Genomic DNA, 14,730 nt, shown 5'->3' with positions numbered 1-14,730 from the left:
CCTTTTTTATAGCTTATTAATAAAAAAGCGTGACGTTAATACATTCATATGGTTTCCGTTATTAAGAATGTAGGGAGAAATGGGGTGTTGAAAATGGATCGCTTTCCATGGGCGTACGATGAGCTTCCTGTGGTTAACGCCCCGCGGGATATCACCATGTGCTTTCATCCCATAGAAGTTATTTACGGACAGGCTTAACTTTTTGGGTAGGGAACTCTTAAAGGAAGATGATGAATTATGTATGTAATATTATGACGTAAATGATTGTCAAAACGTATTTCTGGACGTGATGTCCCGCCAAACACGTTCTATCTTTTTTAGTTATGGCCTTTTTGTTTTTTTAATTTTTCGATCAATATGAATCCATTCCGCTATTATAGATTGAAAAAGCTCTCGTACAATAGTAGTTTAATCGCTATTTTCATTGTTCTTTATAGAGTTGAATTACAGTGATTCCGAGAAAATTTATAACGTAAGGGGCGTAGGGAAACGGTGAGACTCCTGTGGGATACGCGGGTTAGATGAGACCCCGGAGAGCGAAGCTCGAGGAGGCTCAGCGTACGCCCACGGAAAGCGAATCGTTTCCCGGAGTCCCTGACTCTCACTTAATATCTCGGAATCCTGTATTCAAGCAATGCTATATCTTTCTATCTTCTACTAAAGAAATAGTAAAAACCCGCCACCCCCTACCTACAGGATGACGAGTTTCACGACTTACATATTTCGACGGTACTGCCCGCCTACTTTATAGAGAGCGTTCGTAATTTGACCGAGGCTGGCAACTTTTACGGTTTCCATCAATTCCGCAAAAATGTTCCCTCCGCCGCTTGCGACTTCCTGAAGACGTCTGAGTGCGGCATCGGCTTCTGATTCATTCGCATTCTGGAAGCTGCGCAATTCCTTGATTTGATGCTCTTTTTCTTCTTTGGAGGCGCGTGTCAATTCCATCGAGTCGATCTCCTCTTCGGATGGCGGGTTCGGATTCAAGTACGTATTGACACCGATAATCGGCAATTCTCCTGAATGCTTTTTGCCCTCGTAATATAAGGATTCCTCTTGGATTTTTCCACGTTGGTACTGCCGCTCCATGGCGCCGAGTACGCCGCCGCGGTCGTTGATGCGTTCGAATTCCTGCAGGACGGCTTCTTCGACGAGATCGGTCAGCTCACGGATGATATAGGAGCCTTGCAAGGAATTCTCGTTTTTTGTCAGACCGAACTCTTTGCTGATGATCATTTGAATGGCCATCGCGCGGCGTACGGACTCTTGTGAAGGGGTGGTGATCGCTTCATCGTAAGAGTTCGTATGCAGGGAGTTGCAGTTATCCTGGATTGCAATGAGTGCCTGCAGTGTCGTCCGGATGTCGTTGAAGTCGATTTCCTGGGCGTGCAGGGATCGTCCGGACGTCTGGATGTGGTACTTCAGCTTCTGGCTGCGTTCGTTGGCGCCGTATTTGTTTTTCATGACGATTGCCCAGATTCTGCGGGCTACGCGGCCGAGCACGGTATATTCAGGATCGAGTCCGTTCGAGAAAAAGAACGACAGGTTGGGCGCGAATTTGTTAATATCCATGCCGCGGCTTAAATAGTATTCGACGTACGTGAAGCCATTCGCCAGCGTAAACGCAAGCTGGGTGATCGGGTTCGCTCCGGCTTCGGCGATGTGATAGCCGGAAATCGATACGGAGTAGTAGTTGCGCACTTTGTAATCGATAAAATACTGCTGGATATCCCCCATCATGCGCAAGGCGAATTCCGTTGAGAAGATGCACGTGTTCTGTCCCTGATCTTCTTTTAAAATATCGGCTTGCACGGTTCCGCGTACGACGTGGATCGTTTCTTCTTTTATTTTCGCTGCTTCTTCACGGTCAGGCTCGCGGCCGTTTTCTTCCTTGAATTTATGGAGCTGCTGGTCGACTGCCGTGTTGAAAAACATCGCTAATATGATGGGTGCCGGTCCGTTGATCGTCATCGATACGGACGTTGTCGGTTCAGTTAGATCAAACCCGGCGTAGAGTTTTTTCATATCTTCAAGCGTACAGATGTTAACTCCGCTTTCGCCGACTTTTCCGTAAATATCCGGACGTTCATCGGGGTCTTCTCCATATAACGTCACGGAATCAAAAGCAGTGCTTAAACGTTTGGCATCGTCGCCTTCGGATAAATAATGGAAGCGGCGGTTCGTCCGTTCAGGCGTTCCTTCTCCGGCAAACTGGCGTTTCGGATCTTCCCCTTTTCGTTTGAACGGAAACACGCCGGTCGTAAATGGAAAAGCACCTGGGACGTTTTCCTGCATGAGCCAGAGCAAACGGTCTCCCCAGTCGTTGTAATTCGGCAATGCGACTTTAGGAATTTTCAAGCCTGATAAGCTTTCTGTCGTTATGTCCATCGTTATGTCTTTATCACGTACTTTGAAGGTGTACGTATCTCCGCTGTAACGTTCGTGCAAATCGTCCCAGTCGTTTAAAAGGGAGGTCGGCTCTCGGTCGAGCTTCTCTTCGTAATCTTCAATCAGGCGTTCGATGCTTTCCTTGTGCTCCTCCTCATCAAGCAGAGCAACCGTGCCTTTGAGCTGATAAAGCTTTCGTGCCTGCTCGGCCTGGTCGTTCGAATACTTATGATAATCACGCACAGCTAACGAAATATCGCGTAAATACTGCTGGCGGTCGTTTGGAATGATGACATTTTGTTTTTCTACTTTGTCTACACGCTCTAACGTCGTTTCATCCTGCCAGTTATAGTCTGCGTTCAGCTTATCGACGATGCCGGCGAACAGTGTATTCGTACCCGGATCGTTGAACTGACTGGCGATTGTACCGTAAACTGGGAAAGCTGATGTGTCCGCATGGAACAGCATATGACTCCGTTCATACTGCTTACGCACTTGATTAAGTGCATCCTCAGAGCCTTTTTGTTCAAATTTATTGATGACGATAAAGTCGGCAAAATCGATCATATCTATTTTTTCAAGCTGAGACGGCGCACCGAATTCAGCCGTCATGACGTACATCGACAAGTCGGTCACATCGGTAATCGCTGCATCGCCCTGGCCGATCCCGCTTGTTTCGATAATGATAAAATCCATGCCGGCTGCTTTCATCACTTGAATCGATTCTTCGACAGCCGTTGATAATTCAGAGCGGGCGTCCCTTGTAGCGAGAGAGCGCATATACACGCGTGGATTGAAAATGGCGTTCATCCGGATCCGATCGCCTAGTAAAGCGCCGCCGGTTTTCTTCTTCGTCGGATCGACGGACAGGATGCCGATTTTTTTGTCGGGAATTTCATTGATGAAGCGGCGGATCAACTCATCTGTCAGGGAGCTTTTACCCGCTCCGCCTGTACCGGTGATGCCGAGCACGGGAATTTTTTTCTCTACTGCTTTTTCGAGAGCGCTTTCAAAAGTGGCCACGGCTTCGCGTTCCTCTCGCGGCGTGTTTTCTACATACGTAATAAAGCGCGCGATCGACTGGTGCTCGCCTTTTATCAGAAAGGAGACCGCTTCTTCGATGTTTTGCAGCGGCGGCAGAAAATCGCATTCTTCGAGCATCATATTGATCATGCCTTGCAGACCGCGTTCGCGTCCGTCTTCCGGCGTAAAAACGCGTGCCACACCATATTCGTGCAGCTCTTTAATTTCACGAGGGATAATAACTCCGCCTCCCCCGCCGTAGACGCGGATGTGTCCCGCTCCCCGCTCACGCAGCAAATCGATCATATATTTAAAATATTCAACGTGACCGCCTTGATAAGACGAGATGGCGATACCTTGTACATCCTCCTGGATCGCCGCGTTCACGACGTCTTCGACGGAACGGTTATGGCCAAGGTGAATGACTTCCGCTCCCGTCGCCTGGAGAATGCGGCGCATAATGTTGATTGAGGCATCGTGTCCGTCAAATAAACTCGATGCGGTCACAAAGCGGATCGGATGTTTCGCTTGATATACTTCAGGCTTTTCCATAGGACGCCCTCCTCGTTAGGATAATTCTTTTTCTTCTACTTTCAATCCGTGCAGCAGCAGCTGGATTTGCTGTTCTGTATATGTTTCGAGTGTGAAGCTTCTCTGCAGGATCCAGCGCCGGAAGCCCCACATTTGTCCTTGAACGAAAATGTTGTTGGCGACTAAGGCCACTTGCTCCTGGGAGATCGTGACGGGCAGGCTGTTTGTAATGACTTTTTCAAGCATGGCGACCATTTCCCGTTCCTTTTTCAGCACGTAATCCTGTGCATCCTTCGATAACGATTTGACTTCTTGATACATGACGAGCACTTCCCCCTGCATATCATCCATCAAATGAAAATAAGCGCGGATCGCAAGGACGAGGTTTGCGATGCTTTTTTCATTCTGATCGATCGACTGCTCCATGCGCTCCTTTACACGTTCATAAATCGAATCACACACGAGAAAAAGCACGTCTTCTTTTTTTCGGATGTATTCGTAAAGCGTGCCGATACTGAACCCGGAGGCTTTGGCGATTTCACGCGTCGTCGTTTTGTGGAACCCTTTTTCCGTAAAAAGAATGACGGCGCCTTTGATCATTTGCTGACGTCGTTTCTCTACGAGGATCTCATCCTTGATCGTTGAAGGAACTTGTTTGTTCGTCATCAGTCGTCACCCTTCCATGCTTGATACCAGGAGCGTGCCAGTTGATATGGATCGGCCTCCGGATCGGCCAGCTGCGTACGTGCGGCTTCGTTACCCTCGATATGCTGCTTTACATCCCGCCATATTTCTTCACGGATCAAATCATATACTTCGAGCTGCAGCTGCTGCTTCCTCTGTTTTTCCCCCTGGTTCGTTTCATAAAGGTAGGATCGGTGCTTTTCCATCCCCTGCCATACCTCTTCCATTCCTTTATTCTCTGTCGAAATGGTTTTGACAATGAGCGGATGCCACCCTTTAGGCTGGGCGATCATCATGTACTCTTCGAGCGTCGCTTTCAAACGGCCGACGCCTTTTAGATCGGCTTTATTGATGATGAAAAGATCAGCGATTTCCATAATTCCCGCTTTGAAAATCTGCAGTACGTCCCCGCTGTTCGGCGTAATCACAAGGCCTGTCGTATCGACGACTTTCATGATATCGAGTTCGGATTGGCCGACTCCGACCGTTTCTACTAAGACGATGTCAAACCCATAGGCATCGCATACACGAATCGCGTCTTTTGTCGCTCTTGCCAGACCGCCGAGACTCCCACGTGTTGCCATACTGCGGATGAAAATGCCCGGATCCATAAAGTGCTGGTTCATCCGTGTCCGGTCGCCTAACAGCGACCCGCCGCTGAAGGGACTCGTCGGATCCACGGCAATGACAGCGACGGTCAGTCCTTTTGACCGTAAATGCGTGAGCAGCCGGTTAATCAGCGAGCTTTTCCCTGCTCCTGGAGAGCCGGTAATCCCAATGTGATGGGCTTTTTTTTGGATGGAAAAGATATCACTCATCAAACTCAGTTTTTCTGGATCGTCATTTTCGATCAATGTAATGGCACGAGCGAGGGCCCGCATATCCTGCTGCTGAATTTTTTCTGCTAATCGATGCATCGCCGGCCCTCCTCCTGTCATTTATTTAGTCACCATTCGACCGATAACTAAGCGCTGTATTTCATTCGTTCCTTCATAAATTTGCGTAATCTTTGCATCTCGCATATAACGTTCCACAGGATAATCCTTCGTATAGCCGTAACCGCCATGAACCTGTACCGCTTCAACGGTAATGCGCATCGCGGCATCTCCTGCATAAAGCTTCGCCATCGCGGAAGCCTTGGCGTATGGTTTTCCTTCTGATTCTAAGTAAGCAGCCTGGTAGGTAAGCAGGCGCGCCGCTTCGGTTTCAGTCGCCATATCGGCAATTTTGAAAGAAATTCCCTGATGCTGGGCAATCGGTTTCCCGAACTGCTCGCGCTCTTTGGCGTAGTTGACCGATTCATCAAGAGCTCCCTGAGCGATCCCTACAGCTTGCGCAGCGATTCCGTTACGTCCTCCGTCAAGCGTCATCATGGCGATTTTAAAGCCTTGCCCTTCATCGCCAAGCAGATTTTCCTTAGGAATCCGGCAATCTTCAAAAACCAGCTCCGTCGTCGGAGAGGAGCGGATGCCGAGTTTTTTCTCCTTTTTCCCGAAGGTGAATCCAGGGGTTCCTTTTTCAACGATAAAAGCACTAACCCCGCGGCTGCCTGCTTCAGGATCGGTTTTAGCAAACACGATGTAAATGTCCCCGACGCCTCCGTTTGTTATCCACACTTTGCTTCCGTTTAAAACGTAATGATCGCCGTCCAATTTGGCTTGTGTGCGCATGGATGACACATCACTGCCTGCTCCTGGCTCAGAAAGCGCATAGGCTCCGAGCTTTTCTCCGCTTGCGAGCTGGGCAAGGAACGTCTTCTTCTGCTGCTCATTGCCGAATGTATAAATCGGCCAGCTCGCTAACGAGATGTGTGCAGAGAGCGTCACGCCTGTAGAAGCGCAGACACGGGACAGTTCTTCCACAGCGATGACGTAGCTTACGAAATCCGATCCAATCCCGCCGTATTCCTCAGGCCAAGGAATTCCCGTCAGTCCGAGTTCCGCCATTTTGTCAAAAATTCCCCGGTCGAACCGCTCCTCTTCGTCACGTTCTGCCGCTGTCGGTTCGACTTCCTTTTTGGCGAAGTCGCGGACCATTTTTCTAAGCATTTCCTGTTCTTCGGTCAGTGAAAAATTCATATTGTGGGCCTCCTAATCTTTCGTTAAGTGATTACTGATGACGATGCGCTGAATCTCGCTCGTACCTTCATATATCTCGCAAACTTTGGCGTCGCGGAAGAATCGTTCAACGGCATAATCCTCGGTATATCCGTAACCTCCGTGGACTTGAACCGCTTCAATCGACGTTTGAACCGCTGCTCTTGAAGCGAACAGCTTCGCCATTGAGGCTTCCTTGCCGCATTTCTTTCCTGATCCATGCAAGGATGCCGCTTGATAGACTAATAGTTTCGACGCTTCCACATCCGTCGCCATATCCGCTAGTTTAAAACCAATCCCCTGATGCTGGGCGATTGGTTTCCCGAATTGTTCCCGTTCTTTTGCATAAGCGACCGCATGTTCAAGGGCTGCTTCTGCAATGCCGAGGGACTGCGCAGCGATACCGATCCGGCCCGTGTTCAAGTTGGCAAGTGCGATTTTAAAGCCTTCCCCTTCCTTACCGAGCAGCTGTGACGCAGGGACCTTGCATTGGTCGAAGCTTAAGGAAACGGTACTTGAGCCGTGCATGCCCATTTTCCTTTCCGCTTTTCCGACCGTGAATCCTGGCGTATCGCGTTCGATAATGAAGGCGCTGACTCCTCTGCCCCGCTTTTCATCTCGATTCGTGCGGGCAAACACGATAAACGTATCGGCCGCTCCCCCATTGGTAATGAAGATTTTTTCACCGCTTAACACGTAGTGATCGTCTTTCTTTTCCGCCCGCGTTTTCAAACTGCCGGCATCCGATCCTGCACTCGGTTCTGTCAGGGCAAAAGCTCCTAAATATTCTCCGGAGGCAAGCTTCGGAATGTACTTCTGTTTCTGTTCTTCGGTTCCGAAATATAAAATCGGATTCGTTCCAACAGACGTGTGCACGGATAAGATGACGCCAAGCGTAGCGCTCACCTTCGATATTTCATGGATGGCCATCACGTAGGATGTATAATCCATTTCCGATCCGCCGTACTGTTCAGGAATGGGAATTCCCATCAAACCGAGTTCCCCCATACGGCGGACAAGTTCGACCGGAAAGCGGTCCTCCCGCTCCATTCTTTCAATCGCTGGTTCTACTTCTTTTTCGGCAAAATCCCGGACCATTTTTTGCAGCATCAACTGTTCATCCGTAAACTGCAGATTCATGTGGTTTCTCTCCCTCACCCGTTATTCGTAGCTGTAAAATCCGCGGCCTGACTTTTTACCAAGCCAGCCGGCTTTCACGTATTGTCTAAGTAGTGGACACGGGCGGTACTTGCTGTCACCGAACCCATCGTGCAGTACTTCCATAATGTATAAACATGTATCCAGACCGATAAAATCGGCCAGCTGCAGCGGACCCATCGGATGGTTCATGCCGAGCTTCATGACGGTGTCGACATCTTCAACAGACGACACCCCTTCATACACGGTGTAAATCGCTTCGTTGATCATCGGCATTAAAATCCTGTTAGATACGAACCCAGGGTAATCATTCACTTCCACAGGTGTTTTTCCGAGCTTGTTGCTCATCTCTTCGATCGCCTCGTACGTCTCATCACTCGTTTGCAAGGCTCTTATGATTTCGACGAGCTTCATGACCGGCACCGGGTTCATGAAATGCATACCGATTACCTGAGAAGGCCTTTTTGTCACCGCTGCGATTTCTGTTATCGGCAGAGAAGACGTATTGGAAGCTAAAATAGCGTGCTCGGGTGTAACTTCATCCAACGTTTGAAAAACTTGTGTTTTAATATCCATGCTTTCGACAACGGCTTCAATGACTAAATCACAATCGGAAGCTTCACGTAGATCTGTAGTGGATTCAAGGTTGTTCCACGCCTCTTCTTTTTCGCTGGCAGACATTTTTTCTTTTTCCACCGCGCGGTTCAGACGTTTCTCGATGCCTGATATTCCTTTTTTCAGCGCTTCCCCGTTCATGTCATTGAGCTTGACGTGCAAGCCGGCCTGGGCGAACACTTGTGCAATTCCCGCTCCCATTTGTCCGGCTCCAATCACCATCACTTTATTGATCGCCATTAGGATTGACCTCCTGCAACTTCAATGAGAACCGCATCGCCTTGCCCGCCGCCGGAACAGATAGAAGCAATGCCTAATCCGCCGCCGCGCCGCTTCAATTCATATGCGAGTGTTAATAAAACTCTCGCACCACTCGCGCCGATCGGGTGGCCTAAAGCGACCGCACCGCCGTTGACGTTCACTTTTTCAGGATCAAGTCCGGCGATTTCACTGCTGGCCAGCGATACTGCTGCGAACGCTTCATTCACTTCGAACAAATCGATGTCCTCGATGGATTTACCGGCTTTTTTAAGCAGTTTATTTATGACGAGACCTGGCGTTTCCGGGAAATCCTGCGCTTCTACCGCAATTTCATCGTGCGCCAATATAGTGGCCAGTGGCTCCACTCCCAGCTCAGAAGCTTTTTCGTCTGACATAAGCAGCATCGCCGCCGCTCCGTCGTTCACTCCCGGCGCATTCCCCGCCGTAATGCTGCCTGTCTTATCAAATACAGGACGCAGCTTACTGAGCGCTTCTACAGTCGTATCTCGACGCGGAGCTTCATCAGCATTGACTACCTTCGGCTCCCCTTTACGCTGAGGTACTTCCACCGCTACGATCTCTTCCGCCATTTTTCCAGAATCAATTGCGGCACTGGCACGTTGGTGGCTTTGGTAAGACCACTCATCCTGCGCTTCGCGGGACAACTCGAACTTCTCTGCCGTGCGGTTTCCATAATTGCCCATATGGACATTTTCAAACGAACACGTCAGCCCGTCATGGACCATCATATCCTTCACAGGAGCATCTCCCATGCGCAGACCCCAGCGTGCTTTCGGCATAAAATACGGCGCGTTGCTCATACTTTCCATGCCGCCTGCTACGATGATTTCTTCTTCGCCGAGACGGATGAATTGATCGCCCATCGTCACACTCCGCATTCCGGAAGCACACACTTTATTCACCGTCTCTGTTTTTACATCCCACGGAATCCCAGCTTCTCGAGAAGCCTGACGTGAAGGAAGCTGCCCCTGTCCGCCTTGCAAAACACTTCCCATAATGACTTCATCGATCTCTTCCGGTTGTACGTTAGCTCTTTTGATTGCTTCTTTAATAACGATTCCGCCAAGCTGTGACGCTGTCAGCGGAGCTAAACCGCCGCCGAATTTTCCAAAAGGGGTTCTTGCTCCTGACACGATTACTGTTTTACGCATATTGAGTTCCTCCTCTTTATTGTCTATCTTTATTGGTGCGCTCAGGACGTGGTGTTCTTAGTCGATCTTCCTTAAAAATACCGCTCGCTTCCGCTTTTCTGCTGTCCAGCTCTGGCTCGCAGGACCTTTCGATATAAGCAATTCGATTACGTGAAGAAAGAACACTTCACTTCATCGCCTTGCTTGGGCCCCCACGACGGGGGTCAGATCGACGTTGCCACAGGATGTGGCGTTCTTAGTCGATCTTCCTTAAGATACCGCTCGCCTCCGCTTTTCTGCTGTCCAGCTCCGAGAGGCAGGCCTTCGCGACGTAAGCAATCTACCTACGTGAAGGAAGTTCGCTTCACTTCGGCATCTTGCTTGGGCCCCCAGGACGGGGGTCAGGTCGACGTTGCCACAGGATGTGGCGCTCTTAGTCGATCTTCCTTAATACCACGCCTCTCTCCGCTTTTCTTGTGTCCAGCTGCAGCGGCCAGACACTCGCGACGTAAGCAATCTACCTACGTGAAGAAAGATCGCTTCACTTCGGCATCTTGCTTACGCGTGTCGTGTCTCCCAGGCCGCTTCCGCTTTTCTTGTGTCCAGCTCCGAGAGGCAGGCCTTCGCGACGTAAGCAATCTACCTACGTGAAGGAAGTTCGCTTCACTTCGGCATCTTGCTTACGCGTTTCAGGCCTAAACGCCTCTCTTCGCTTTTCTTTTGACAACGCTTTCATTTTTGGGTAGGTGATTGAACGCTCGCTCAATTTGTTTCCATAAGGAAAGTGTACAAAAGATTCTGTACACTTTCCACTATTTTTTTCTAATTTTGTTTTGTTTTGCTGTTTAATCAGACGGCTGTTTTTTCTTTCTTTTCAGGAAAAATAGATTTTGCTAATATCTCAGCGATGTCCATTGTGCTTACTTTTTCTTCGACTTCTTTGGCTTTTGTTCCGTCAGACAGCATCGTCAGACAGAATGGGCAGCCGCTTGAGATCATGGTCGGCTCTACTTCGAGTGCTTGTTCTGTACGAGCGACGTTCATGCGGTTTCCGGATTTTTCTTCCATCCACATCATTCCGCCGCCGGCTCCACAGCACATACCATTTGAACGATTCCGCTTCATTTCAACCACTTTAACGCCCGGAATCATTTCAAGCACATCGCGCGGCGGCTGATACACTTCGTTGTAACGGCCGAGGTAACAGCTGTCGTGATACGTAATCGTTTCATTCACTTCAGCGTCTGGCTTCAGAAGGCCGTCCTTCAGCCATTCAGCCAGCATTTCCGTATGATGATAAACTTCCGCTTCATATCCTAGATCCGGATATTCATTTTTGAAAATGTTATAGGCGTGCGGATCGATCGTAATGATTTTCTTCACATCATTTTTCTCGAATTCTTTGATATTCTTCTCGGCCAGCTCCTGGAAAAGGAACTCATTCCCCATCCTGCGGGCGGTATCGCCTGAGTTCTGTTCTTTATTGCCTAAGATCGCAAATTTGATGCCCGCTTCATTCATCAGCTTCGCGAACGCCATAGCGATTTTCTGACTGCGGTTATCGTAAGAGCCCATTGAGCTTACCCAGAACAAGTAGTCGAATTCTTCACCGGATTTTTTCAAATCTTTCACAGTCGGAATATGAACCTCTTCTTCTGCATCGCGCCAGTTTTCACGATCCTTTTTAGAAAGTCCCCAAGGATTACCTTGACGTTCGATATTCATGATCGCGCGCTGTCCGTCTTGATCCATTTTTCCTTCCGTCAGTACGAGATAGCGGCGCAGGTCAATGATTTTATCAACGTGTTCGTTCATGACCGGGCAGGCATCTTCACAGTTACGGCATGTCGTACAAGCCCACAGTTCTTCTTCTGTAATGACGTCCCCGATTAAGCTTTTATTATGAACATCCCCTAAAGCAGCAGCCGCTTCTTCTGTACCTTGTGCGCGAGCCATTTGGGCGAGCGTGTTACCGTCTGTTCCTGAAAAAGCGTACGACGGGACCCACGGCGCCTGACCTGTGACAGCCGCACCTTTTTCTGTCAGGTGATCACGCAGCTTAATGATCAAGTCCATCGGCGACAGCATTTTTCCGGACCCTGACGCTGGACATACATTCGTACAGCGCCCGCATTCAACGCAGGCATATAAGTCGATCATCTGAAGCTGGCTGAAATCCTCGATTTTACCTACACCAAATGAAACATCCTCTTCATCTGCTTCTTCGTCGATTTCAAAATCGATTGTCTTTAATTTTCCTGGAGGATCCAGACGTGTTAAGAACGTGTTGACCGGTGCTGCAATTAAATGTGCGTGTTTCGATTGCGGCACGTACACGAGGAACGTCAGTAAGATCAATGTATGGATCCACCACATAATGAAAAACACGGCAGCAGCTGCCACTGGCGGCATCCATCCGAAAGCGCTTGCAATAACGCTCGCAACAGGCTCTGTCCACGTCCCTTCATGGCCGTGCCAGATCATTCCCATACCGTTTCCTACAAGGACCGATACCATAAGTCCTCCAATGAATAAAAGAACCAATCCTGCTTTAAACCCGCGCTTTAAACGTACAAGCTTTTCGACATAGCGACGATGGAACGCCCATACGACCGCCACGATAATCATCAGTGTCACAAGCTCCTGGAAAAAAGTGAAGCCAGGATAAAAAGGTCCAAGCGGCAAATGTGAATCAGGTGCAAGCCCTTTCCAAATAAAATCGATAGCACCAAACTGGACAAGAATGAAGCCGTAGAAAAACATGACGTGAATAATTCCGGACTTCTTGTCCTTTAACAGTTTCTTCTGTCCGAAAACATTCACCAGCACTTTATTAAGGCGCTGCTTGATTTCCCCATCAAATTCAAATTTCCGTCCCATTTTGATGTATTCGATCCTCGTACGTACGACTCGAACGAATAAGTATAAACCGTAAACCGTCACCCCTATGAATAATATCCAATTGGCGATTAACAACGGATTCATATGTTCTCCCCCTCTTCGTTGTTCGACCAGAAATTTTCTGAATCTTATAGCTTTACTATAAATTATGAATGAGCATTCAGTCAACACATTTCCAAAATATTTCATGTTCGATAATAGGAAAAATAGGGAAGACTAACCATACTGTTCAAGAGGAGGCTTCACATTGATTATAAGTTCGATAGCAATTGCCATCATTCTACTTATTTTACTAATCATCATAGATTTCAAATTAGGACGAAAAGATCATTTAAAAAAAGTACGCTACTTGCCCCATTCCATCACGACGGGAAATTACCAGCTGTATAAAAACGGCTCTCCCCTGTACGAAGATCTTTGTCAGGACATCGCTAACGCTAAACACAATGTCGATGTATTTTTTTATGTTATCAACAACGATAAAGCCGGGAAGAAATTGTTAGAGGCGTTAAAAAAGAAAGCTGAAGAAGGAGCAGAAGTCCGATTGCTGGCAGACCGGATGGGAAGCTATCAGATTAACAAAAAAATACGGCATGACTTAAGAAAAGCGGGCGTGCAATTCAAATTCGCAGAAACGCCAGGCTTTCCATACTTTTTTTATAAATTGAACCGAAGAAACCACCGTAAGATTTCGGTGATTGATGGAAAAATCGGCTATGTAGGTGGATATAATGTGGGGCGGGTGTATATGGGTGACAGCTCGATGTTCCAGGATTGGCGGGATTATCACCTGCGTGTCACAGGACCGGTCGTCTCCGATTTACAACGCACCTTTCTGGATGACTGGGGACTGGCTACCCAAGAAAACGACAAGCCTTTCATCAGAAACAGAGATGGAGAACATACGGTGCGTATCGTAGCTACAGATGGCGGAGAACTTGAAGATGAATATTTTGAAATGATTCAAAATGCGAGACAGGAGATTTTCATAGGTACGCCTTACTTCATTCCTACAAATATGCTGTTAGCCGCCTTAAAAGAAGCGATCGACCGTGGTGTAAACATCCATGTCATGATTCCGATGAAACCCGACCACCCACTGGTAAAAGAAGCAGGACTGCCCTACATGTACGAACTCGCTCGTCATGGCGGGAATGTCAGCTTTTTTGATGCCGGCTTTTATCATGCCAAAGTCATGATGGTCGACCGCACTTTTGCTTATTTAGGAACCGCAAACTTCGACCGCCGCAGTTTATATTTGAACAAAGAAGTGAACATGTACATTTATGAAGATGAATTTGTCGAGGACCTGCGCTCCGCCTACTTGGATGACGTTCGGGATTCCGTACGGCTGGATGAGGAATGGATCAAAAATCGACCATTCTCTATGAAAATGAAAGAACAGATCGCTAAAGTTTTCCGTCCTCTTTTATAAAGTTAATTGAAAATCGATGTAATCGACGGGCCAGCCCACGCGATGAATTTAAAACCTAAATAAATGCCAACGATTCCTGCTACTCCTGCTAAAGCGGGGGGTGCAGGAATCGGTAATTTGAATGCTGCAAAAATCGCTCCGACAATAAATCCTGCAAGCAAAGCTAAAGCTACTTCTTTCATGATGAATCCTCCTTTACTTTACTATTTCCAACTTGTCCGTTTTTGATCAACGTAAAAAGCCGCCTCCTTATTGTATGAGAGGCGGCTCATTTTGTATATTAATTTTTTATGAATTACAAGAGAACTATTGAATGTTACGGCAGGGTTGCTGGACTTTATTACGAAATAACGGGTTCGTTGGATAGGCTACACTTATTTGGACAGTTTCGTTAAGGTGAGTTACACTTTACTAAATATTTCAATTAAGGAGACTACACATGACCCCAAGGAATCGCCGTAACTTTACAGATGAATTTAAGAAGCAA

General features: G+C 48.0%; 10 protein-coding genes. 1 reads left to right on the top strand and 9 read right to left on the bottom strand.

The annotated features are described in order from the left end of the window. Positions 1 to 714: 714 nt before the first annotated feature. The 8 genes from icmF to LF817_RS17790 form a co-directional block, all read right to left on the bottom strand. A complete protein-coding gene (gene icmF / locus LF817_RS17825) occupies positions 715 to 3,963 on the bottom strand; it encodes a fused isobutyryl-CoA mutase/GTPase IcmF (RefSeq protein ID WP_253937166.1) in 3,249 nt (1,082 codons plus the stop codon). A gap of 15 nt (positions 3,964 to 3,978) precedes the next feature. Beyond that, on the bottom strand, positions 3,979 to 4,608 hold the full coding sequence (locus tag LF817_RS17820; RefSeq protein WP_253937165.1) for a TetR/AcrR family transcriptional regulator: 630 nt from the start codon (positions 4,606 to 4,608) through the stop codon (positions 3,979 to 3,981). Next, a complete protein-coding gene (gene meaB / locus LF817_RS17815; protein ID WP_253937164.1) occupies positions 4,608 to 5,543 on the bottom strand; it encodes a methylmalonyl Co-A mutase-associated GTPase MeaB in 936 nt (311 codons plus the stop codon). The genes LF817_RS17820 and meaB overlap by 1 nt, the downstream gene beginning before the upstream one ends. A 21-nt stretch (positions 5,544 to 5,564) precedes the next feature. Continuing rightward, positions 5,565 to 6,704, bottom strand: coding sequence for an acyl-CoA dehydrogenase (locus LF817_RS17810; protein WP_253937163.1), 1,140 nt, complete (start codon positions 6,702 to 6,704; stop codon positions 5,565 to 5,567). Positions 6,705 to 6,716: 12 nt separating this feature from the next. Next, positions 6,717 to 7,862: an acyl-CoA dehydrogenase gene (locus LF817_RS17805; protein WP_253937162.1), complete on the bottom strand. Its 1,146-nt coding sequence runs from the start codon at positions 7,860 to 7,862 to the stop codon at positions 6,717 to 6,719. A 21-nt stretch (positions 7,863 to 7,883) separates the two neighbouring features. Then, positions 7,884 to 8,735: a 3-hydroxybutyryl-CoA dehydrogenase gene (locus LF817_RS17800; protein WP_253937161.1), complete on the bottom strand. Its 852-nt coding sequence runs from the start codon at positions 8,733 to 8,735 to the stop codon at positions 7,884 to 7,886. Next, positions 8,735 to 9,928, bottom strand: a complete 1,194-nt coding sequence (locus LF817_RS17795; RefSeq protein WP_253937160.1) for an acetyl-CoA C-acetyltransferase — start codon at positions 9,926 to 9,928, stop codon at positions 8,735 to 8,737. The genes LF817_RS17800 and LF817_RS17795 overlap by 1 nt, the downstream gene beginning before the upstream one ends. An 828-nt stretch (positions 9,929 to 10,756) precedes the next feature. Next, positions 10,757 to 12,892 (bottom strand): heterodisulfide reductase-related iron-sulfur binding cluster, encoded by a 2,136-nt coding sequence (locus tag LF817_RS17790; RefSeq protein ID WP_253937159.1) that lies wholly within the window; start codon positions 12,890 to 12,892, stop codon positions 10,757 to 10,759. A gap of 163 nt (positions 12,893 to 13,055) precedes the next feature. On the opposite strand from LF817_RS17790, the gene cls reads away from it, so the two are divergent. Continuing rightward, complete coding sequence (gene cls / locus LF817_RS17785; protein ID WP_253937158.1) at positions 13,056 to 14,243, top strand: cardiolipin synthase; 1,188 nt, start codon at positions 13,056 to 13,058, stop codon at positions 14,241 to 14,243. 2 nt (positions 14,244 to 14,245) lie between these two features. Here cls and LF817_RS17780 read toward each other — a convergent pair whose 3' ends face one another. Then, complete coding sequence (locus LF817_RS17780) at positions 14,246 to 14,425, bottom strand: XapX domain-containing protein (RefSeq protein WP_253937157.1); 180 nt, start codon at positions 14,423 to 14,425, stop codon at positions 14,246 to 14,248. Between the last annotated feature and the right edge of the window lie 305 nt (positions 14,426 to 14,730).

Origin of the sequence: Halobacillus sp. A1 (assembly GCF_024189295.1) — a bacterium.
Classification (GTDB): domain Bacteria; phylum Bacillota; class Bacilli; order Bacillales; family Halobacillaceae; genus Halobacillus_A.
The sequence above is the reverse complement of the archived record's forward strand: the minus strand, read 5'-3'. Positions and strand labels throughout refer to the sequence as shown.